This is a genomic window from Gorillibacterium sp. CAU 1737, from assembly GCF_039888655.1.
Lineage (GTDB): Bacteria > Bacillota > Bacilli > Paenibacillales > NBRC-103111 > Gorillibacterium.
On the sequence record NZ_JBDQQO010000009.1, the window covers coordinates 127,689 to 147,889 of the forward strand.

Annotated in this window: 19 protein-coding genes; 18 read left to right on the forward strand and 1 reads right to left on the reverse strand. The window is 54.8% G+C overall.

Translation table 11 applies throughout. The annotated features are described in order from the left end of the window. Positions 1–69: 69 nt before the first annotated feature. The 14 genes from AAFN83_RS17845 (at position 70) to AAFN83_RS17910 (ending at position 14,901) form a co-directional block, all read left to right on the forward strand. The gene (locus AAFN83_RS17845) at positions 70–2,469 is read left to right on the forward strand and encodes a hypothetical protein (RefSeq protein ID WP_347771831.1); all 2,400 of its coding nucleotides are present in this window, start codon (positions 70–72) and stop codon (positions 2,467–2,469) included. After that, on the forward strand, positions 2,466–2,762 hold the full coding sequence (locus AAFN83_RS17850) for an EscU/YscU/HrcU family type III secretion system export apparatus switch protein (RefSeq protein WP_347771833.1): 297 nt from the start codon (positions 2,466–2,468) through the stop codon (positions 2,760–2,762). Before AAFN83_RS17845 ends, AAFN83_RS17850 begins: the two co-directional genes overlap by 4 nt. Positions 2,763–2,820: 58 nt before the next feature. Then, positions 2,821–3,270: a flagellar export chaperone FliS gene (gene fliS, locus AAFN83_RS17855; protein ID WP_347771835.1), complete on the forward strand. Its 450-nt coding sequence runs from the start codon at positions 2,821–2,823 to the stop codon at positions 3,268–3,270. 15 nt (positions 3,271–3,285) lie between these two features. After that, positions 3,286–4,968, forward strand: a complete 1,683-nt coding sequence (locus tag AAFN83_RS17860; protein WP_347771837.1) for a flagellin N-terminal helical domain-containing protein — start codon at positions 3,286–3,288, stop codon at positions 4,966–4,968. A 37-nt stretch (positions 4,969–5,005) separates the two neighbouring features. Continuing rightward, positions 5,006–5,509, forward strand: coding sequence for a YaaR family protein (locus AAFN83_RS17865; protein WP_347771839.1), 504 nt, complete (start codon positions 5,006–5,008; stop codon positions 5,507–5,509). Positions 5,510–5,638: 129 nt separating this feature from the next. After that, positions 5,639–6,040, forward strand: a complete 402-nt coding sequence (locus AAFN83_RS17870) for a flagellar protein FlaG (RefSeq protein WP_347771841.1) — start codon at positions 5,639–5,641, stop codon at positions 6,038–6,040. Between the two features lie 33 nt (positions 6,041–6,073). After that, positions 6,074–7,654 carry a flagellar filament capping protein FliD gene (gene fliD, locus AAFN83_RS17875; RefSeq protein ID WP_347771843.1) on the forward strand — a complete coding sequence of 527 codons (1,581 nt, stop codon included), beginning with the start codon at positions 6,074–6,076 and terminating at the stop codon, positions 7,652–7,654. Between the two features lie 34 nt (positions 7,655–7,688). Further along, positions 7,689–8,081: a flagellar export chaperone FliS gene (gene fliS, locus AAFN83_RS17880; RefSeq protein ID WP_347771845.1), complete on the forward strand. Its 393-nt coding sequence runs from the start codon at positions 7,689–7,691 to the stop codon at positions 8,079–8,081. Further along, on the forward strand, positions 8,074–8,409 hold the full coding sequence (gene fliT, locus AAFN83_RS17885; RefSeq protein WP_347771847.1) for a flagellar protein FliT: 336 nt from the start codon (positions 8,074–8,076) through the stop codon (positions 8,407–8,409). Before fliS (AAFN83_RS17880) ends, fliT begins: the two co-directional genes overlap by 8 nt. Positions 8,410–8,805: 396 nt before the next feature. Continuing rightward, complete coding sequence (locus AAFN83_RS17890; protein WP_058300377.1) at positions 8,806–9,003, forward strand: cold shock domain-containing protein; 198 nt, start codon at positions 8,806–8,808, stop codon at positions 9,001–9,003. A 270-nt stretch (positions 9,004–9,273) separates the two neighbouring features. Next, a complete protein-coding gene (gene hpf / locus AAFN83_RS17895; protein WP_347771849.1) occupies positions 9,274–9,822 on the forward strand; it encodes a ribosome hibernation-promoting factor, HPF/YfiA family in 549 nt (182 codons plus the stop codon). Positions 9,823–10,143: 321 nt separating this feature from the next. Next, positions 10,144–12,654 (forward strand): preprotein translocase subunit SecA, encoded by a 2,511-nt coding sequence (gene secA / locus AAFN83_RS17900; protein WP_347771851.1) that lies wholly within the window; start codon positions 10,144–10,146, stop codon positions 12,652–12,654. A gap of 197 nt (positions 12,655–12,851) precedes the next feature. Further along, positions 12,852–13,980, forward strand: a protein-coding gene (gene prfB, locus AAFN83_RS17905) for a peptide chain release factor 2 (protein WP_347771853.1) whose coding sequence is annotated in 2 segments (ribosomal slippage) — positions 12,852–12,926 and positions 12,928–13,980 — 1,128 coding nt in all. Because the reading frame shifts where the segments join, the coding sequence is not laid out codon by codon here. A 219-nt stretch (positions 13,981–14,199) separates the two neighbouring features. Further along, the gene (locus AAFN83_RS17910; RefSeq protein WP_347771855.1) at positions 14,200–14,901 is read left to right on the forward strand and encodes a M48 family metalloprotease; all 702 of its coding nucleotides are present in this window, start codon (positions 14,200–14,202) and stop codon (positions 14,899–14,901) included. Positions 14,902–14,930: 29 nt separating this feature from the next. Here the strand turns inward: AAFN83_RS17910 and AAFN83_RS17915 are convergent, their stop codons facing one another. Beyond that, on the reverse strand, positions 14,931–15,710 hold the full coding sequence (locus AAFN83_RS17915) for a polysaccharide deacetylase family protein (protein ID WP_347771857.1): 780 nt from the start codon (positions 15,708–15,710) through the stop codon (positions 14,931–14,933). Positions 15,711–15,887: 177 nt separating this feature from the next. Between AAFN83_RS17915 and AAFN83_RS17920 the strand changes: the two genes are divergently transcribed. From AAFN83_RS17920 to argB, 4 genes are all read left to right on the forward strand, one after another. Then, positions 15,888–16,742 (forward strand): divergent polysaccharide deacetylase family protein, encoded by an 855-nt coding sequence (locus AAFN83_RS17920; protein WP_347771859.1) that lies wholly within the window; start codon positions 15,888–15,890, stop codon positions 16,740–16,742. A gap of 264 nt (positions 16,743–17,006) precedes the next feature. Continuing rightward, entirely contained in the window at positions 17,007–18,056 is a 1,050-nt protein-coding gene (gene argC / locus AAFN83_RS17925) for an N-acetyl-gamma-glutamyl-phosphate reductase (protein WP_347771861.1), read from the forward strand. Positions 18,057–18,100: 44 nt separating this feature from the next. Beyond that, positions 18,101–19,318, forward strand: coding sequence for a bifunctional glutamate N-acetyltransferase/amino-acid acetyltransferase ArgJ (argJ, locus tag AAFN83_RS17930; protein ID WP_347771863.1), 1,218 nt, complete (start codon positions 18,101–18,103; stop codon positions 19,316–19,318). A 44-nt stretch (positions 19,319–19,362) separates the two neighbouring features. Beyond that, positions 19,363–20,172 (forward strand): acetylglutamate kinase, encoded by an 810-nt coding sequence (gene argB / locus AAFN83_RS17935; RefSeq protein WP_347771865.1) that lies wholly within the window; start codon positions 19,363–19,365, stop codon positions 20,170–20,172. Positions 20,173–20,201 lie beyond the last annotated feature (29 nt).

Here is a 20,201-nt window from a genome sequence, read left to right on the forward strand (position 1 = left end):
TGATGAACCCCTCACAACCTCTCTCCTTCCTTCCGATATACTCCATAGAACGTATCGGAGGGGATCGCGATGAAAATCACCAACAGCCAGCCCGGAGGCGTGCAGGGAGCGGGACAGGAGATGCCGCTCGAGCTGCGCAAGGGAGAGACGTACCCGGCGATCGTCAAGGAACGGAAATCATCAACCGAAGCCATCGTTCAAATTCGCGGGAAAGAGGTCGCTGTGAAAACAGACGGCCTCTTTCCTGCGTCTGGAGAGTCGGTCTCGCTTACTATTCAAGGGCAGGAAGCAGGAGCGGTGAAGGTGAGCGTAGCCTCCGCCGGGCGTGGAAATGCCTCGTCCACGGGAGCTGCGGCCCCTTCTTCTTCGACGGCTTCAACGGATTTATATACAGCAGACAACGGCCAGGTGACCAAGCTTCTCGCAGATAAGGGGATTCCTCTTACGCGGGAGACGGTTGGAGAAATTCAACGCTTCATGGAAAGTGCGCCAGGCACGGTAGAAGAGAAACTGGACAGCCTGCGGGCGCTCCTGGGAAAAGGAATCGAAGTGACAGAGGAACAGCTTCAGGCGGTTCATCAAGCGTTGCATGGAGATCCATTGGCCACCAAGCTGGATCGGGTGCTGGCGGCTGCAGGAGGGAACGAAACACCGGACGTAGAGCTTCAGCGGCTGGTTGGGGAATTGCGGAAGCTGACGAGCGGCAGCCCGGAATGGCAGCAGCTTCTGAATCAGCTTACCCAGAAACTGCAGAATTCGAGCGGGGGGAATGGTTCGCGAACCACAGCGGACACCTTGAGCGCGGCGATTCGCTTGTTGAGAGGTGGGCAAAGCGAGCAGGCAGGGGAACTTCTTCGCGGCTTACTGCAAGAAGGTGGAGCGAAAGGGGCTGCTAGTGGCTCAACCGGCTCTACACCGATTGATCAATTGCTGGAGATCGCAGAGAAGGAGCCGAATGTAAGCCGCCTTCTCTATGAGATCAAGGACCGGCTGCTCGCGGGAAACGCGGTCACGGATGGAGAGCGCAAGCGCTGGGACGATACCTTCTCTGCGGTCAGACGGGAGCAATTGGCCGGCCGATCCGAAGAGGCGCGCAGCCTGCTTAAGCAAGCTCTGCGGGCGGAGCAGCGCGTATCCATGCCCGCCGCGGCCTCCTCCGCATCTACCGCAACTGCTCAAGCACTGCCTGCAAGCAGCGACTCGACTAGGGAAGCCGACGCCCTTGACCGGCTTGCATCGAGTATGACGCAAGCGATGTCGGAGACTGGAGCCTACGATTGGAACAGCGAGCTCGCTTCGCTTGGGCTCTCCACGAAGACGCTTGTGGTCACACAGGTTACCGCCCGGCTCAGTCAGGCGGCGAACGAGTTTCGCTCGCTCAAGCGAGAAGTTAGTCGAAACCTCGACAACATCCTCAGCCTGACCCAAGCGGGATCGCGGGCGGTTCTTCCCCAAGCGAAGGCAATCCTGGAGTCTTCGATCGATCTCTTGGATAAAGCCATCCTGAAGAGCGATCTTACCCTGCTCACCGACATGGGAACCGAAAAGCGGCTGCTTACAGCAAGCAGTCAACTGGCGGCGGCCCGAAAGCAGCTGGTAGCAGGCGACTTCGCAGGTGCAAGAGACTTGTTCCAACAAGTGAAATCCAACCTGGAGACGCTTAACTGGAAGCCTGCAGATGTGAAGGTGCGTCATCTGCTTATGGGCGAGACGGATTCCCGACCGGACGTTCATCGGCTTTCAGCGGAATGGGAAAAGGTTACCTCCGCTCTGGGCCGTAACGAAGGCTCGGCGCGCGGAACCTATGAAGCAATTCGTTCGCTCGGCCTCAATCGGGACAGCGAGACCGCCCAATGGCTGGCTTCATCGAACGGCAATTCCTCCGGACAAAGTCAGGGGCAGCCGCAAAGTCGGAGCTCTCTCGATGCCAACATCAAATCGATCCTGCTTCGCTTGGCGCAAGAGGATTCTCCGGTTGCCAAGCAGGCCGGGGAAGCGCTGCAAAGCTTGACGGGCCAGCAACTGCTGAGCAAGGCGGAACCCGGCAGTCCGGTGCAGTCGATGATGCTGCAGCTTCCCGTTCCTTTAGCGAATCAAATCGCGCCGCTTAACGTCTTCGTCCAAGCCCGCAAAGAAGGAGAGAAGATGGACTGGGAGAACTGTAGTCTCTATTTTGCACTCGAAACTAAAAAGTTGGGGAGTCTTGGCATCCAAATCACGGCAAGCGAGCGAACGCTCTCCATTACGGTCAAGAATGACCGAACGGACCTTCGACAGCGAATGGAGCCCCTTGTTCAATCCTGCCGGGATAAGCTGCAGGAGATCGGCTACCGGGTTTCTCAGGTTCAATTCGCTTCACTTACGCCTGCAACGGCTGATGAGCCTGTCGAGGGGGAGTTGCCTGTCTCTCCCGAAAAGGCTCGTTCTCCCCTGACCTCCTCGGCGAAAGGATTTGATTTCAAGGTATGATGTACAAGCATTTCAATCCGAAGGCCAAGCGCAATGCAAGCGGTCAGACCGCAGCGGTACTCCGCTACGAGAAGGGGAAGGATAAGGCGCCTGTGGTCGTAGCGCAAGGGAAGGGACACGTAGCAAGGCAAATTATTGAGATGGCCAAGTCTCACGATATCCCGATGCAAGAGGATCCGCTGCTTGTCGAGAATCTCATCGACATGGATTTGGGTGAAAATGTTCCGCCCCAGATGTACTCCGTTATCGCGGAAATTCTCCTCATGGTCGAAGAGATGGAGAAAAAGGCTTAAAGAAACCTGCCAATCGATCCGATATAAGGAGAGAACAAGATCATCAGGAGGTTGTGCCGTGACGACTGACGTGTTGACGGAAGAAGGAGTGCATCAACTACCGCCTCAGCAGTTAACCACCCTGTTATATGAGGCTTGCCTAGACCGTCTGGACCGAGCGGTGGAAGAGCTGGATCGCAAAGAGTTCTTTCTTGCCAACCAGCATCTCCAGAGGTGCAACGACATTTTGCAGAGGCTGGGCGGTGGGCTTAATTACGAAGCAGGCCTCATCGCGGATCAGTTGGACGCCCTCTACAACTACATGGCGGACCGGCTTGTCCGGGCCAATATAACCAAAGACAAAAGTGCTGTACTCGAGGTTCGAAGGTTGCTTTCGATCATTAATGAGGCATGGCTAACCGCCTCTCAAAAAGGGAAGGACGCTCAGTCCTCCATCGTTAAACAACGCGCGAAAGCCTATGACCAAGAGTTTATATACCCGACAGGCAACGTAAATCTGAGAGAGTAGACGGAGGTACCTACCATGCGGATTAACCATAACATTCAAGCCTTAAACGCCTATCGAAATTTATCAAGAAACTCTTCCACCATGTCCACCCACCTGGAACGCCTTTCCTCTGGTCTGCGTATCAATCGGGCAGCCGATGATGCAGCAGGCTTGGCCATTTCGGAGAAAATGCGCTCCCAAATCCGGGGGCTGGAAATGGCAGAACGCAATACCATGGACGGGATTTCCCTCATTCAAACGGCGGAAGGCGCTCTGGGTACCACTCATGAGATCCTTCAGCGGATGAGAGAGCTTGCGGTTCAGGCTTCCAGCGGAACACTGGAAGAAAATGATCGTGAAGCGGTTCAATCCGAAATCGACCAACTGACGCAAGAGATCGACCGGATCGCGCGTACGACCCAGTTCAATGCCAAATCGTTGCTTCGAGGATCTGCCGACAGCAAGGCATTTGTATCCAGCAGCGGCCTGCCTTTGACCTACGCCAATAACGGAACCTGGGGGGGGACCGTAACAGCCGATCCGAGTGCTGCCGCAGCAGGTACGTTGGATTTGGATGCGGCTACCTTCGCAGGAGCCACGTTGCCTGCAACGTTTACCGTCGGAGATAAGGTCTATGAACTCCAATCTACCCCCGCCGCTACAACGAACATTGCCGTTCCTGTTGACTTTACAGGAACCGATGATGACAAGGTGAACAAGGCCTTGAACGCGCTCAAGAAGGCAATCGAAGAGAACGATCCTTCCCTCAAGGTTTCCGCTACGGACTCGTCAGCCGGATCGAGTGGAACCCTCACCATTCAAACGGCCAAGCTGGCCACTCCGGCAACGGCGAATAAAATCGCTCTAGGCGCTGAGATTCCAGGCCCGCCGGTTGCTCCCGTACCGGGTGCAACCCTCTCGGGCACTTCTTTAACAGCTCCCCCTACCTCCACCTTGTCGAAAACGTTCGGCTTGACCTTTAATTCGGTTCCCCAAGAGGGAGACCAATTGGTCATTGATGATAAAACCTTTGTGTTTACAGCGGGAGCTGCAACGCCCCCTTCAATCGCAATCGATCCCAATGGCAAGACTGTCGGTCAAGTTCTAACCGCGGTCGCGGGCAGCTTGGCTGCCACGACGAACCTTAGTAGTTATGAAGTGTCTGGCAATACCCTCCTCTTAACCACCTCCGCAACAGATGGCGGGGCAGGAAGCGGATTGAAGATCGAAATTTCCGATAAGGACTTTACCACCAACTCCGGCAAGGAGCTTAAGGTAAACATGCAGATCGGCGCTAACGCCGGTGAGAATATGGAAGTATCGATTAACGTAATGGATGCCGCCCGATTGGGACTTGCTCGTCAGGCAGACCATAAGACGGTCATCGGGGATGCAGGCGTCGATGCGGTAGCGGGTCTTGATTTCATTTCCTCGCAGGAAGCAGCAGCGGCAGCGATCGATGTGATCGACAAAGCAGTCAAGATGGTTTCTGAGGAGCGCTCGAAGCTCGGGGCTTACCAAAACCGGATGGAACACACCGTCAGCAATCTTGGCATTGCCAGCGAGAATATGACTTCCGCAGAGTCCCGTATCCGGGACGCAGATATGGCGATGGAAATGTCCGATTTCACGAAGACGAACATCATCAACCAAGCGGCTACTGCAATGCTGGCTCAAGCGAACCAACTTCCGCAAGGGATTTTGCAGTTGCTGAAATAAAGAGCGTGCTCCTTTAAACAAAGGTGGAGGGAAGAGGATGCCAATTCGTCCTCTTCCCTCCTCTTCCATGTGGTATGATGATAGGGAAAGGCAGGAGATGGACGTGGAAGTATCCAAGGTGGGACGAGCTTCGCTGGATAAAGTCAAGCCCCGGCAAGAGGGGCTCGGGGAGAGCTTGACGTTTTCCAACCTGATGGCCGATAGGCGCACCCAGCTCGACACGGATAAGCTGGATCGAATGATCCGTGATATTGAGGATCAAGGGAAGGCCCTTTCCCAATCGCTAAACGTGGAAGATCTGCGAACCTACAAACAAATGGTGAAGGATTTCATGCAGGATGCGGTTAAGCATGGCTTGAAGCTCGAGGAAACGCGGGGCTTTAATCGAAGGGGAAGAACGAAGGTCTATAAGATTGTTACCGAGGTCGATAAGAAGCTGCTTGAATTGACAGATGCCGTGCTTAAGAAGCAAGAAAAGGGTTTGAAGGTCCTTGACCTCGTTGGAGAAATCAAGGGACTTTTGTTGAACATATACGCATAACCTCTCAAAAGCCGCAGAGACTCGATGAGCAGAGTCTCTTTTTTACTGACATTTTCCATCTGTGTATTCAGAAATGAGGGAAGACCGCCGATAATAACCGTATAGGACTAATCGGATGGAGGATAGAGGATGAGTGCAAACGATCTTTCCATAACGGGAACAGGGGCTGCAACGTCAGTGGATCGGACCATGCCCATCAAGCCAGTGAAAGTGAATGTTTCGGAAGCCGGGAACAACACAGGGAAATCCATTGGCACCGTCAAGGAACTGAAGCAGGCGGAGTTAAGCGGGGAGAATATCTCGATCAGCGACGAGCAATTGATTCGTTCAATTGAACGCGCAATCAAAGCTATGGAAGGTGCAAGCACTCAACTTGACTTCTCCATCCACGGGAAAACAAAACAGATTATGGTCAAGGTGTTGGACAAGGAATCCGGCAAGATCATCCGCGAAATCCCACCAGAGAAAACACTGGATTTTGTTGCGAAAATGTGGGAGATGGCCGGGATTCTCGTAGATGAAAGAAGATAGGATTTTAATGGGCATGGAGGAGGTAACGATCAGATGGTACAACGGATAACCGGATTGGCGAGTGGCATGGACATTGACAGCATTGTCAGCAAGATGGTTCAAGCCAAACGCGCCCCGATCGATAAGATGGTCCAACAGCGGCAAATTCTTCAGTGGCAACGAGAAACCTATCGGGACATGAACACAAAGTTTTTGGACTTTCGCAATAACAAAATGTCCAACTACCGGATGGCAACGACTTATAATATGTCCAAGGCTACAGTAGGGGGCAATACGGAGGCAATTTCAGCAAAGACAAACGGAGTCGTTACCGGAACTAATATGACCATTGAGGTCAAGTCCCTTGCCACTGCGGCCACTAATGTCAGCACAGAAGCAATGGATCTATCCAAGTTTGATGCGAACGGAAAGCTAACCGAGGAGGCTCAATTCTCCATTAACGGTTATTCCGTAAAAGCAGAGGTTGGAGATACGATGGAAACCATCGTGTCCAAAATCTCGAAATCAACGAATGTATCTGCCTTTTACGACAAAGCGACTCAACAGGTTTCCCTTGTTGCCAAAAATACGGGAAGAATAGATGTCCTAGGCGCCGACGGAAAAACGATACTGGAAAAAAATACGGATGTTATCACCTTTGCTGGTGATTTTTTGGCGAATACATTGAAGCTCAAGGGGTTCTTGGGTGCTGATTCAGGTGATCCCAATAAGGATTCCGTGAACAAAGCGACGAAAGCAAAAGTGGCGGAAGTGAGCATTAATGGTCTGGAGACGATAAGGGATTCCAATACCTTCACGGTTGATGGCGTTGAAATCACGCTGTTAAACAAAAGCAATGGGGCCCCAACGACCATCACGATGAGCAAGGACACGGACAAGCTGGTAGATCTTGTGAAGTCGTTTGTCAGCGACTACAATGAGATGTTGGCTACACTCAATGGGATATTGGATGAGAAGCGGTATAGGGATTATGCTCCCTTAACAGAAGAGCAAAAGAAGGATATGAAAGAAACCCAGATCGAGCAATGGGAGAAAAAGGCGAAGAGTGGTCTGCTTTATAATGACACGATTCTTGGCGGGGCCGTTAGGAGTATGCGCTATGCGGTTATGTCCAAGGTTGATCTTGGAACAGGCAGCAAGTATACCACGCTTTCCACCATCGGCATCACAACAGGGAAATACACAGAGAACGGAAAGCTTTATCTGGATGAAGCCAAGCTTCGAAAAGCGATTGAAGCCGATCCTGATGCCGTTAAAAACCTCCTCTCATCGAAGGGAACTCCCAAGTTGGACACCAATGGGAATGAAGTTAAAGACAGTAGCGGGAATGTGGTTCTGCAAAATGTCGGTATAGCGGAGCAAATGTACAAAAGCTTCAATACGGCTCAAAAAGATATCATGAAGAAAATCGGGTATACGAGCACAGAAGATAACAACGCAAAAGACCAGAGCATTATTGGTAAGCAAATATACAACTTGACCAAGCAAATCTTGGCTGGAGAGGATCGCTTGAGCGATCTCGAGACCCGATACTACAAGCAATTCTCTGCAATGGAATCGGCCGTTAACAAAGCCAACAGCCAAAGTGCTGCCTTGAGCCGGGCGTTTAGTTAAGCCAATTGTATTTGAGACAAAGGTGGGTACATCCATGATCCAATACCAGCAGCAGCAAAATCGTTATCTGGAGACTTCCGTTGCGACCGCCACCCCCGCCCAGCTTCTGATCATGCTTTGCGATGGTGCGATCCGGTTTACTCGTCTCGCTCTCGAAGCGATGAAGAACCACCAGCCGCAGGAAGCCAATCGGCAGTTCCAAAAAGCGCAAAATATTATCAGCGAGTTCATTATCACCCTGGATCGCAGCGCTCCCATTAGCCTTAATCTCCTGCAGCTCTATGATTATTTCAATCGTAAACTGATCGAGGCAAATGTATCCAAGAACCCTGCACCAGCTGAAGAGGTAATTGGCTACCTTCAGGAGCTGAAGGAGACGTGGATGCAAGCGTCTAAGGCTGCATCATCTGAGAAGACGCATGGATGAGCTGCTGGATCAACTGGTTCGGCTGACGGAAGGGACATTGTCCCGAATGGGTGAACTGACGGTCGAAGAGCTTGAAGAGTGGGTGGACGCGAGAGAAGGCTTAGTCAGCGAGATCTTGCTGCAGCCGCCGGAGAGCTTTCATAGCGAGGAACGGCGTAGGACGGCACAACTGGAATTGCGTTTATCCGCCAAGCTCATTTCTCGGATGGAAGAACTTCGGAATGAGGCATCTCAACACCTAAACAAGGTGGGAACCGCTCGAACTCAACGCAGTGCGTATGATGTGGCGTATACCCCGGAAAGCTTCTATTTCGATAAGAAGAAATAGGTATAACCATTTTGTCAAGTCCCAAGTTTGGACGGCGTCACCGTCCTGCTTGGGGCTTTTTTGCTCTTACAGCTATTCAGGGACAGGAGACGAGCCGCATTTCCCCACTTCTCCACAGAGTTATCCACAGGATGTGGATATTGTGAGCAACTCGTCGAAAGGCAATGAAAACAAGGTTTCATGCGCGGACGCAATGTGTAGAACTTGTTAATTGTCGAATTTTCCGATAACTTGAAGAGGCGAAAGATGAAAATTCGCGTATTTTGTAAGCGATTTAAATCCTTGCTGGGCGCGGGGACATGCCCCATTGGGCACGTTTGACAATTCTGTGGCCACAGTGTTATATTCAGAGGGAAGCGGCAGCGCTTTACTTGAAGATGAAGGGAATGTTCGTGCATGCAAGGTCGTGTAAAATGGTTTAACGCAGAAAAAGGTTACGGTTTCATCGAAACGCAAGAAGGCGGCGACGTATTCGTACACTTCTCCGCAATTCAAACGGATGGCTTTAAGTCCCTGGACGAAGGCCAACAAGTTGAATTCGATATCGTAGAAGGCGCACGCGGACCGCAAGCCGCTAACGTTGTGAAGCTGTAATTTAACGGCTGAAAGAGTGAGCCGTTCCTACATAGAATGGAATGTTGGCTCCAAAAAGCGCTCCGGATGTTCCGGAGCGCTTTTTGTGCGCCATGGTCAAATCCAACTCCAAGCAAGCAGCGCCTCTATGGTTTGAAAGCTTTTGCATTGGGACATGCTGTAGGTTGCCATGGAATGGAAGTTCTGGAGCAAGATCATAGACGAATTGTAAAAGGATTTTGAAGACGCCCGTCGAATAGTTTATAATGGAACCGAGAGGAGGAGTAACTCATGAAATACACAATCCGCGGTGCAAATTTGGAATTGACCGAAGCCTTGAAAGACTACGTTCAAAAGAAACTGAACCGTTTGGAACGCTACTTTGAAGCTCCCCCCACATCTGATGTCAGCGTAACCTTAAGTGTTGTGCGGGATCTGCAGAATGTTGAAGTCACCATTCCGTTGCCGGGCGTGCTGCTTCGTGCAGAGGTTAAGGGCAACGACATGTACGCTTCCATCGATCTGGTGACCGAAAAGCTCGAGCGTCAGATTCGCAAGCACAAAACCAAAGCCAATCGCAAGATCCGTCAGGTAAGCGGAATGCGCACCTTCAAGGAAGAGGCGAATATCCCGCAGATGCACGAAGAGGACGAAGAGTTCGAACTCGTCCGGACCAAGCGCTTTACCTTGAAGCCCATGAACGTGGATGAAGCGATTTTGCAAATGAACCTTGTCGGCCACAGCTTTTTCGTCTTCTCCAATGCCGACGCCTCCGAGGAAGTCAACGTGGTTTACCGCCGGAATGACGGAACCTACGGCTTGATTGAACCGGCCCGTTAAGTGAACATTCAGAGCCCGTCTCGCCTTCAGAAATTTTTCTGAAACGCGAGCGGGTTTTTTGCGTATAGTAGAGGAACGGCATTTTTTATGAAAGTGCGGGAACGGTGGACAAGCCGTTTCCCCCGCGTCCCGTGCGGCATTTTGTTGCTAGCGGGTAGCGAACCTGTTACAATTTCTGTGTACTCGCGTTTTTTAGGGAAACCCGCGCGGTTTCTCGGTTACTCGCTTCGGGAAACCCGTCTGCTGTCAGGCAGGGAGGCTGTTTGCCCGTGTGGGATGCGGTGCACAGCCATTTTTGCATTTGTGAAAGGGGTACGTCCCATGTTGGGAATGGTTAAGAAACTGTTCGGCGATATGAACGAACGAGACATCAAGCGAATGATGAAAACCGTGGAGAAGATCAACGCGCTTGAGTCCAAGATGCAGGCACTTTCGGATGAGGAGCTTCGAGCCAAAACGGAAGAATACAAGAAGAGGCACGCCGATGGAGAATCGCTTGACGATCTTCTGCCGGAGGCCTTTGCTACGGTTCGGGAAGCTTCCAAGCGTACGCTCGGGATGCGGCATTTTGACGTTCAACTGATCGGGGGCATGGTCCTCCACGACGGCAAAATCGCTGAAATGAAGACCGGGGAAGGGAAAACGCTCGTTGCGACACTCCCTCTGTACCTGAATGCTTTGGCCAGTAAGGGCGTACACCTGATTACCGTCAACGATTATCTGGCTACCGTAGGTGCCGAGCAGATGGGTAAGATTTATACCTTCCTCGGGCTGACGGTTGGCCTGAACCTTCATAATATGGACCATGCGGACAAGCAGGCGGCATACGCTTGCGACATCACGTACGGAACGAACAACGAATTCGGGTTCGACTATCTGCGGGACAACATGGTGCTGTACAGCGAGCAGATGGTTCAGCGTCCGCTCTCCTTCGCCATCGTCGATGAAGTCGACTCCATCCTGATTGACGAAGCCCGGACGCCGCTCATCATCTCCGGACAAGCCGCCAAGTCCACCGAGATGTACGTGGCAGCGGATCGGTTCGTCCGCCGCTTGAATGCTGAGACCGACTACACCGTGGACATCAAGCTGAAGAGCGTCATGCTGACGGAAGAAGGGGTGGCCAAGGCCGAGAAGATGTTCGGCGTGGACAACCTCTACGATCATGCGCACGTCACCTTGAACCACCACATTACCCAAGCGCTCAAGGCGCATGTCATCATGCACCGCGACCAAGACTACGTCGTTCAAGATGAGGAAGTCATCATCGTCGACGAATTCACGGGGCGCCTCATGACCGGACGCCGCTACAGCGAAGGCCTGCACCAGGCGATCGAAGCGAAGGAAGAGCTGAAGGTGCAGAACGAGAGCATGACGCTCGCCACCATCACCTTCCAGAACTACTTCCGGATGTACCGCAAGCTGGCCGGTATGACCGGTACGGCGAAGACGGAAGAAGAAGAATTCAAGAAGATCTACGGCTTGGATGTTATCATCGTACCGACGAACCGCCCGATGATTCGGAAGGATCATCCCGATGTCGTCTACAAATCGGTGGCGAGCAAGTTCCGCGCGGTTGTAAGCGAGATCGTGGAGCGGCACAAGAACAACCAGCCGGTGCTGGTCGGTACCGTGTCCATCGAGAACTCCGAGCTGCTCTCGGATATGCTGAGAAAGAAAGGCATCAAGCACCAGGTGCTGAATGCGAAGTTCCATCGCGAGGAAGCCGAGATCGTTTCTCTGGCAGGGCAACCGGGTGCGGTCACCATCGCCACCAACATGGCGGGCCGTGGTACCGACATTCTGCTGGGTGAAGGAGTCGCCGACCTCGGAGGCTTGCATATTATAGGGACGGAGCGCCATGAAAGCCGCCGGATCGACAACCAACTGCGGGGTCGTGCCGGTCGTCAAGGCGACCCGGGTTCTTCCCAATTCTACATCTCGCTGGAGGATGAGCTCATGCGCCGATTCGGCGCCGAGAACATCATGGGCATGATGGAGCGCTTCGGCTTTGAGGAAGATCAACCGATCGAGAGCAAGCTCGTCTCCCGTGCGATCGAATCGGCTCAGAAGCGCGTCGAAGGCAACAACTTCGACGTACGGAAGGTCGTCCTGCAGTACGACGACGTCATGAACCAACAACGGAATGTCATCTACAAGCAGCGCCGCGACGTAATTGAATCGGAGAATACCCGCGATATTGTCGATGGCATGCTTTATCCAGTTCTGGGACGCATGGTCGAATCCCACTGCCCGAAGGACCAAATCCCGGAAGAGTGGGACTACGAAGGCTTGCTTAAGGTTCTCCATGCGACCTTCCTGCCTGAGGATTCCGTAACCCGCGATGACCTGTGGGGCAAGGAACCCGAAGAGATGGAAGAGATGCTCAAGGAGAAGGTCAAGGCCCTCTACGACGAGCGCGAAGCGCTCATCGGCACCGAGCACATGCGCGAATTCGAAAAGGTTGTCGTCCTCCGTGCAGTAGACGCCAAATGGATGGATCACATCGACGCCATGGATCAGCTCCGCCAAGGCATTCACCTTCGTGCATACGGCGGTACCGACCCGCTTCGTGAATATCAATTTGAAGGCTATGAAATGTTCAATGAAATGATCGCGAGTGTTCAAGAGGAAGTCGCGCTCTACATCATGAAGGCTCAGGTGGAAGTCAACAACCTGGAGCGTCAGGCGGTTGCGGAAGGGCAAGCTGTCGATCCGAGCGGAGAGCCGGCGGAGAAGCGTCCGGTCAAACGCGACGAGAAAGTCGGCCGCAACGATCCGTGCCCTTGCGGAAGCGGGAAGAAATACAAGCACTGCCATGGGCAGATGTAAGAAACCTTCGTGCCGCATCCGATCGATCCCGTGTGACCGGATCCGTCCGGCATGTTGAGAAGGATTCGGCTCCAATCGAAATCTCGTGAATTTCCATCGTCCAAATTCGTCGGGCATGAGTCCCGTCATCGTCAGGGAAGGAAGGCTGCGGCTTTCCTTCTTCTGTCGCCTAATCCCCAAAATGAGGAGAGAAACCCATGTTTGACATCGTGGATATCAAGCAAGACCTGCGCGAAGTGGCAGGCCGACTACAGAACCTTAGGGGGTCTCTTTGACTTCGACCTCAAGAACGAGCAGATTGCCGATTTTGAGCAGAAGATGACCGCTCCCGACTTCTGGGACGACAACGAGAAGGCCCAAAAGCTCATTGCCGAGATGAATGCCGTTAAATCCGTAACGGCAGACTTTGAGGCGCTGAACAACGAATACGAGGACCTCGCCACCATGCTGGAGCTGGTGGAGGAGGAGCAGGACGAGAGCATGGTCACCGACATTCGGGAAGGGACCAAATCCCTCGTGGCCAAGCTGGAAGCCTATGAGCTCCAACTCCTCCTGAACCAGCCGTATGACCGCTTGAACGCGATCCTGGAGCTTCACCCCGGCGCGGGCGGAACCGAGTCCCAGGACTGGGCGGAGCAGCTCCTCCGCATGTATCGTCGATGGGCCGAGAAGCGCGGCTTCAAGGTGGAGACGCTCGATTACCTCCCCGGTGATGAAGCCGGCGTCAAGAGCGTGACCCTGCTGATCAAGGGCTACAACGCTTACGGTTACCTGAAGGTAGAGAAAGGCGTTCACCGTCTTGTCCGCATTTCTCCGTTCGATGCGTCGGGACGCCGTCATACGTCTTTCGTCTCCTGCGACGTCGTGCCCGAAATCGACGACACGATCGAGATTGACATTCGCACGGAGGACCTGAAGGTCGACACCTATCGGTCGAGCGGCGCGGGTGGACAGCACATCAACACCACGGACTCCGCCGTACGGATCACCCATATGCCCACGGGCATCGTGGTGTCCTGTCAAACCGAGCGTTCGCAGATCAAGAACCGCGAACGCGCGATGACCATGCTGCGCTCCAAGCTGTATGAGCGCCGCATTGAAGAGCAGAAGAAGGAACTGGCCGAAATCCGCGGCGTGCAATCCGATATCGCCTGGGGCAGCCAGATCCGTTCGTATGTCTTCCACCCGTACAGCATGGTCAAGGACCATCGGACCGGGGCCGATACCGGGAACGTCGGAGCCGTCATGGACGGCGAGATCGATTTCCTGATCGACGCCGCCCTGCGCGGGGAAATGAACAAAAACCCGGACAGTGACCAAGTGTAAGGAAAACTGCATAACGTGAACGAATCCCCTTGCTGGGCTCGAAGGAGCGCCCGCAGGGGGATTTTTTGCTCAAGCCATACAGTGAGAAGATGGTGGCGAGTCATTCCGATGAAAGGATGGCCTGGGAAAACAGGGGGAGGCATCCCCTTCGTTCGACAGCTTTCTATGCCGAGCCGTGATACAAAAGGGAGGAGAAGAGGGAAACGCGGAGGGATGAAGATGAATGGATGGGTTGTCCTCATGGTGTTCTTGCCACTGGTGCTGGTCGGTCTCATTCCGATATTATCAGCTGCTGCGATGAGCAAGATTTCAGGCCAGCCGTTAGAAGGACCCGTGGGGGCTCGTCTTGAACTACTGTTCCGGGACCTGCACATGCGTCCGATCGAAACGGTGCTTTGGCATACGGAGGAAGCGGACAAGCGAACGACAATTTTTCTGACAGGCGGCCGCTCCCGGCGATTGGTTCTCTCGGATGGGTTAGTCGAGCAGCTATCCCCGGATGCCATCGCTTCGCTGGCGGCTCACGAGCTGGCCCATTGGAAGCTCGGGCATTTGCGCTTGAGAAGTCTTTTGCCGATTGGGCTGCTGGGTGTCGTCTTGCCGATTACGGCTTTGGGGCTCATTCCCGAGGGAAGCGTGGGAGGGAAGGCATTTACAACCGGCTTGTTCCTGCTGGTGTATCTGTTTCTTCAACTAAAGGGAGTGCGAGGCAGCTTAGATCGACAGGCCGACCGCTTTGTACTCGCACATGGATTCCCCGCAGAAGAGTATGCGGAGGCCCTTGCTGAGCTTGGAAAGGCATCCCGCATGAGGGCTTCCTCAAAAGCCCTTTCCCCCTCAGAAGACAAGCCGGCTCCGTTGCCTCGGTCTTATGCCGTCCGGATCCAGCACATCCGCAAAGCGGGTTCTATCTCCCTTTAGAAATTGCAGGAGGTGTGTTCTCGGTAAGCTTAGCGCCCCGCAGGTGTCGATTCCTTGTGCCGGAGCAGCTCGGAAACGGTGACGAACCGATAGCCTCGACGGGACAGCTCGGGAAGAATTTCTTTCAGCGCAGCGATGGTCTGACTTTTGCCCTCCACATGGTCGTGGAACAGGATGATGTCGCCATTGCGTGCATTCGTCAGCACCTTGCGGATAATCCGGTCCGTACCGGGACGGTTCCAATCTTCGGTATCCTGATGCCAGGACCAGAGAATGGTCCGATATCCTTCACGCTTGGCGCTTTCCACGACCGATTGCCCGTAATAGCCGCCGGGCGGACGGAACAGGACCGGCTTTTGGCCGGTGGCGCGCAGAATGGCCTCGTCTGTGCGGAGAATCTCCGAACGAAGAAGCTCGGCTGTGATCGGCCGATTGAAGTAGCGATGGGTAAAGGTATGATTGGCGATCTCATGCCCTTCGAGCACTTCGCGAGCGGCAAGCTCCGGGTATTGCACCACTTTTTTGCCGAGGACGAAGAACGTGGCCTTCGCCTGGTACTGCTGGAGGAGGTCCAGAATTAGCGGCGTTTCCTCAGGATCGGGCCCGTCGTCGAAGGTGAGGGCAATCAGCTTTTCCGTCATGGGCACTTCCCAAACAATTTCTCCGCGCGCCTCGTAATACTCTCTTCCTCGAGCGGGAGCATCGGCGTATACAGCAGCGGGCTGTGGAACCGTCAGCAAGGCAGCAGAACTGAGGCTAAGGAGAAGAGTGAGGCCAATGAGACCCGCACGGCGAATGAGCTTCAACATCGTTTTGCACGCTCCTTTGGTTCGAGGCTGACCCCAGCGAGGGATCGTACGAATGAAATAGCGTTACCCATGAAAGGCGTTCTATGAGTGGACAAATGTTCCAGAGTCCAAACCTTTTCTCTGACAAAAGCTAATCCCATGGATTGATCAAGCTTACCATCTGAGGAGGAGCGGATCTTGAACAAACTTGGCTTGATTTTGGCAATGGCAGTTGCCTTTGGAGCGGGCGGACGGGTGGCGGCGTCAGGACCATCTCCTTCTCCGCTGCCAACCCCGACAGGAGCTCCAGCACCCGTTGCTTCAAAATCTCCGGCGCCATTACCCGGAAAGGCAACTGCCATCGTCATCGATGACTTCGGTAATGGCATGGACGGCACCGAGCAGATGATGGAGTTACCGTTCCCCATTACCGTTGCCGTCATGCCCTTTTTGCCAACTTCCGAGAAGGACGCCGAGGAGGCATTCTATAAGGGCCATGAAGTCATCGTGCATATGCCGATGGAGCCTTTTACCGGGCGCAAAAGCTGGCTTGGGCCTGGCGCAATCACCTGCGATCTGAAGGATGAAGAGATCCGCGAGCGGGTGCGAAAGGCGGTAGACAGCGTGCCGCATGCGGTCGGAATCAGCAATCACATGGGTTCCAAGGCTACGTCTGACGAGCGGGTAATGGAGAACATTCTCCATGTTTGCCGAGAGCGGGGATTGTACTTCCTCGACAGCCACACCAACTACCGGAGCATTGCGGGCAAAACAGCAGCCAAAATGGGGGTTCCCAGCACGGACAACCAGCTTTTCCTCGATGATGTGAAGGATGCGGCCCTTGTGCGCAAACAATTGCTACAGTTAGCCAAGCTGGTCGAAGTGCGGGGGACGGGCATCGCCATCGGGCATGTCGGGACAGGCGGGAAAAAGACGGCGGAGGCCGTTCGACAGGCGCCAGAACTATTACCGGGTGTACGTTTTCTGCGGATGTCGGAGATGCTGCGGCTGCGTGGAATCGGGGGGAACGGCCAATCGGCACAAACGCCATAGCGGCTCAGAGTACCCGGCCGCGACGGAGTAACCATAAAGCTCTGCGTTCCAAGGAACGCAGAGCTTTATTCGTTCTATGCATGAAATGGGACCGCATTATGCAAAGAGAGGCATGGGGCGAAAAGCGGCAAAAAGGTAAGCATGATCAAGAAGAGTGCTGGATTTTTCGTGAACAAAAAATGAAAATGGCATTGAATTATCATGCATTGAAACGTATAATAATTCATATGTTTGGACGAACGGAAGGATAAAGGGGAGAGAAGCATGGCAGATAAACTCAAGGCGGCCGTGGTAGGGGCGACCGGATATGGCGGAGTCGAGCTTGTGCGCATTTTGCTTCGCCACCCTTATGTAGAACTGGCGGCCGTCGTATCCTCCTCTTCGGTGGGGGTTCCGCTCGCTGACAGCTTCCCGCACTTGAACGGGATCACGCAGCTTGAGCTGGGCGCCATTGACCCTGCGGAGATTCGCTCGAAGGCGGACGTGGTGTTTACCGCTACTCCCCATGGAGTAAGCGCCGCACTTGTTCCGCAACTGCTGGCCGCAGGGCTAACGGTGATCGACCTGTCCGGGGATCTTCGGCTGAAGGACGGTGAGGTGTACCGGAGCTGGTATGGCAAAGATCCGGCGGAAGCCGCTTATTTGCAGGAAGCGGTGTATGGCCTTGCGGAAGTGAATGGACAGGAGGTTCGCGGCAAGCGCCTCGTGTCCAACCCGGGCTGCTACCCGACGGCAACCCTGCTCGGCCTGGTGCCTGCCGTGCAGGCGGGGTGGATCGATCCGGATTCCATCATCATTGATGCGAAATCCGGCGTCTCGGGAGCGGGCCGCGGGCTATCCCTCGGCTCGCACTATTCAGAGGTTCATGACAGCGTGAAGGCCTACAAGCTCGGGAAGCATCAGCATACGCCGGAAATCGAGCAAGTTCTGAGCGGTATTGCAGGGCGGGAAGTGACGGTTACCTTCACGCCGCATTTGGTCCCCATGACGCGGGGAATCCTGAGCACCATCTATGCGAAGCTGACGGAGCGGCGATCGGAGGAAGAATTAGCCGAAGCTTACCGAAGCTATTATGAAGGACGCCCGTTCGTTCGGATTCGCCGTCCGGGAACCTGGCCCGCGACCAAGGAAGTGGCCGGGTCCAATTACTGCGACATCGGGTTTTCGATTGACGAACGTACCGGCCGCGTAACCATTGTCTCGGCCATCGACAACCTGGTCAAGGGTGCTGCCGGGCAGGCTGTCCAAAACCTGAACCTTCTCATGGGCTGGAACGAAGAGGCCGGCCTTGACTTTGCTCCGCTGTATCCGTGATGGGAAAAGCGATATATTGAAAGATAGGAATGGTGTTGAAACCGATGAACTCATCCTTTGTCCTGATCCCCGAGGGGAATATCACCACACCGAAGGGCTTTCAAGCCGGGGGCTTGCACAGCGGGCTGAAAAAGACCGGGCGGAATGACCTGGGGCTTCTCTATTGCGAGGTGCCCGCTGCGGCTGCAGCTGTCTACACGTTGAATGCCTTCCAGGCCGCGCCGCTGCAAGTGACGCGGGAGAGCATCGCGGCAGGTGGGAAGCTGCAGGCACTCGTCGTGAACAGCGGCAACGCCAACGCGTGCACCGGCGAGCAAGGGCTGGCCGATGCCTTCGCGATGCGCCATCTGACGGCAGATGCGTTGCGCATTGAGGAAGCGCAGGTCGCGGTAGCATCCACCGGCGTGATCGGGGAGCCGCTGCCGATGGAGAAGGTGCAGCGCGGCATTGCCGGACTGCCTGCGGCTCTGGCGGCGAACAGCGGAGATGATTTCTGCGAGGCGATCATGACGACCGATCTCGTGCAGAAAACCGTCTGTGTTCGCGTCGAAACCGCGGACGGTCCCGTTCACATCGCCGGGGCAGCCAAAGGGTCCGGCATGATCCACCCGAACATGGCCACCATGCTCGGGTTCATCACGACGGACGCGCCGCTCGCCAGCGCCGATCTGCAAGGCTTGCTGTCGGAAGCGACGGACGCTTCCTTCAATATGATCACGGTGGACGGAGACACGTCCACCAACGACATGGTCGTGGCCCTGGCGAGCGGGCTTGCCGGCGGCACCCTCCAACCGGGGCACCCGGATTGGGCCGCGTACGCCGAAGCCTTTGGCTTTGTGGCAGAGACGCTCGCCAAAGCGATTGCCCGCGACGGGGAAGGCGCGACGAAGCTCGTGGAGGTGAGCGTCGTCGGCGCCCAGAGCGAAGCCGCTGCCCGCGCCATCGCCAAGACGGTCGTCGGCTCCAGCCTCGTGAAGTCCGCCTGTTATGGGGCGGACGCCAACTGGGGCCGGATCGTCGCAGCGGTCGGCCGCGCCGGCCAGCCGGTCAATCCGAATACCGTGGATGTGCACCTCGGCGATTTTCTCGTATTGGAGAACTCTCGTCCGGTTTCTTTCGATGATCCGGCCGCAACCGAGTACCTCAAGGGTACCGAGGTTCGCATCGTCGTCGATCTGCACATGGGGAATGCCTTCGCTACGGCTTGGGGCTGCGACCTGACCTACGAATACGTGCGTATCAATGCGGCTTATCGCACTTGATGCGGGCCGGCAGCTGAGCCTAATGGCCGAAGGAGAGAGATGCAATGAAGGACAACACACGCACGTTCGTGATCAAATGCGGCGGCAGTACACTTGCCGCGCTTCCGAATACCTTTTTTGATGACCTTCGGCTTCTTCTGGAGGAAGGATGGTTACCGGTCATCGTCCACGGCGGCGGCCCGGCTATCAACGAGACGCTCGACAAGCTGGGCATCGAAAGCCGCTTTGAGGGCGGGCTTCGGGTGACCAGCCCCGAGGTGCTGGATGTGGTCGAGATGGTGTTGTCCGGTAAAATCAACAAGGAGATCGTCCGCAAGCTTCAGGCGGCGGGAGCTCCTGCCGTCGGGCTGTCCGGCGTGGACGGCGGACTGATTGAGGCCGTGCCGGTAGAGAATGCCGATCAGGTTGGGCTCGTGGGGGATGTGGTCAGGGTCAATAGCACCTTGCTGGCGGGAATTGCGGGACTGGGCTACATCCCGGTCATCTCCCCCATCGGCACCGATGCAGCCGGAACCGGGAACGGCCGCTATAACATCAATGCGGATACCGCCGCCGGTGCAGTGGCTTCCGCGATCGGCGCTTCCAAGCTGATCGTGGTCACCGATGTGCCGGGCATCTTGAAGACCACCGCGGAAGGCAAGCAGGTTCTTTCGGCGGTAACCGAGAGCGACATTGAAGACATGATTCAAAACGGCGAAATCTACGGCGGCATGATCCCCAAGGTAAAAGCCGCGCTCGCCTGTCTCCACGGACAAGTGAAGGAAGTGGTGATCGTGGACGGTGCCCAGCCGGGCGTACTGCGACGAACCTTGCTCGTCGGGGATACGGGAACCCGCTTATTGCGCGAAGGATAACACATATCGCGAAGAATAAAGAAAAAACA

Excerpts from the sequence above, each read along its gene's own strand:
- AAFN83_RS17845 (WP_347771831.1), top strand. The coding sequence starts at position 70 with ATGAAAATCACCAACAGCCAGCCCGGAGGCGTGCAGGGAGCGGGACAG.
- AAFN83_RS17850 (WP_347771833.1), top strand. The coding sequence starts at position 2,466 with ATGATGTACAAGCATTTCAATCCGAAGGCCAAGCGCAATGCAAGCGGT.
- AAFN83_RS17860 (WP_347771837.1), top strand. The coding sequence starts at position 3,286 with ATGCGGATTAACCATAACATTCAAGCCTTAAACGCCTATCGAAATTTA.
- AAFN83_RS17865 (WP_347771839.1), top strand. The coding sequence starts at position 5,006 with ATGCCAATTCGTCCTCTTCCCTCCTCTTCCATGTGGTATGATGATAGG.
- AAFN83_RS17870 (WP_347771841.1), top strand. The coding sequence starts at position 5,639 with ATGAGTGCAAACGATCTTTCCATAACGGGAACAGGGGCTGCAACGTCA.
- fliD (WP_347771843.1), top strand. The coding sequence starts at position 6,074 with ATGGTACAACGGATAACCGGATTGGCGAGTGGCATGGACATTGACAGC.
- fliS (WP_347771845.1), top strand. The coding sequence starts at position 7,689 with ATGATCCAATACCAGCAGCAGCAAAATCGTTATCTGGAGACTTCCGTT.
- fliT (WP_347771847.1), top strand. The coding sequence starts at position 8,074 with ATGGATGAGCTGCTGGATCAACTGGTTCGGCTGACGGAAGGGACATTG.
- AAFN83_RS17890 (WP_058300377.1), top strand. The coding sequence starts at position 8,806 with ATGCAAGGTCGTGTAAAATGGTTTAACGCAGAAAAAGGTTACGGTTTC.
- hpf (WP_347771849.1), top strand. The coding sequence starts at position 9,274 with ATGAAATACACAATCCGCGGTGCAAATTTGGAATTGACCGAAGCCTTG.
- secA (WP_347771851.1), top strand. The coding sequence starts at position 10,144 with ATGTTGGGAATGGTTAAGAAACTGTTCGGCGATATGAACGAACGAGAC.
- AAFN83_RS17910 (WP_347771855.1), top strand. The coding sequence starts at position 14,200 with ATGAATGGATGGGTTGTCCTCATGGTGTTCTTGCCACTGGTGCTGGTC.
- AAFN83_RS17915 (WP_347771857.1), bottom strand. The coding sequence starts at position 15,710 with ATGTTGAAGCTCATTCGCCGTGCGGGTCTCATTGGCCTCACTCTTCTC.
- argC (WP_347771861.1), top strand. The coding sequence starts at position 17,007 with ATGGCAGATAAACTCAAGGCGGCCGTGGTAGGGGCGACCGGATATGGC.
- argJ (WP_347771863.1), top strand. The coding sequence starts at position 18,101 with ATGAACTCATCCTTTGTCCTGATCCCCGAGGGGAATATCACCACACCG.
- argB (WP_347771865.1), top strand. The coding sequence starts at position 19,363 with ATGAAGGACAACACACGCACGTTCGTGATCAAATGCGGCGGCAGTACA.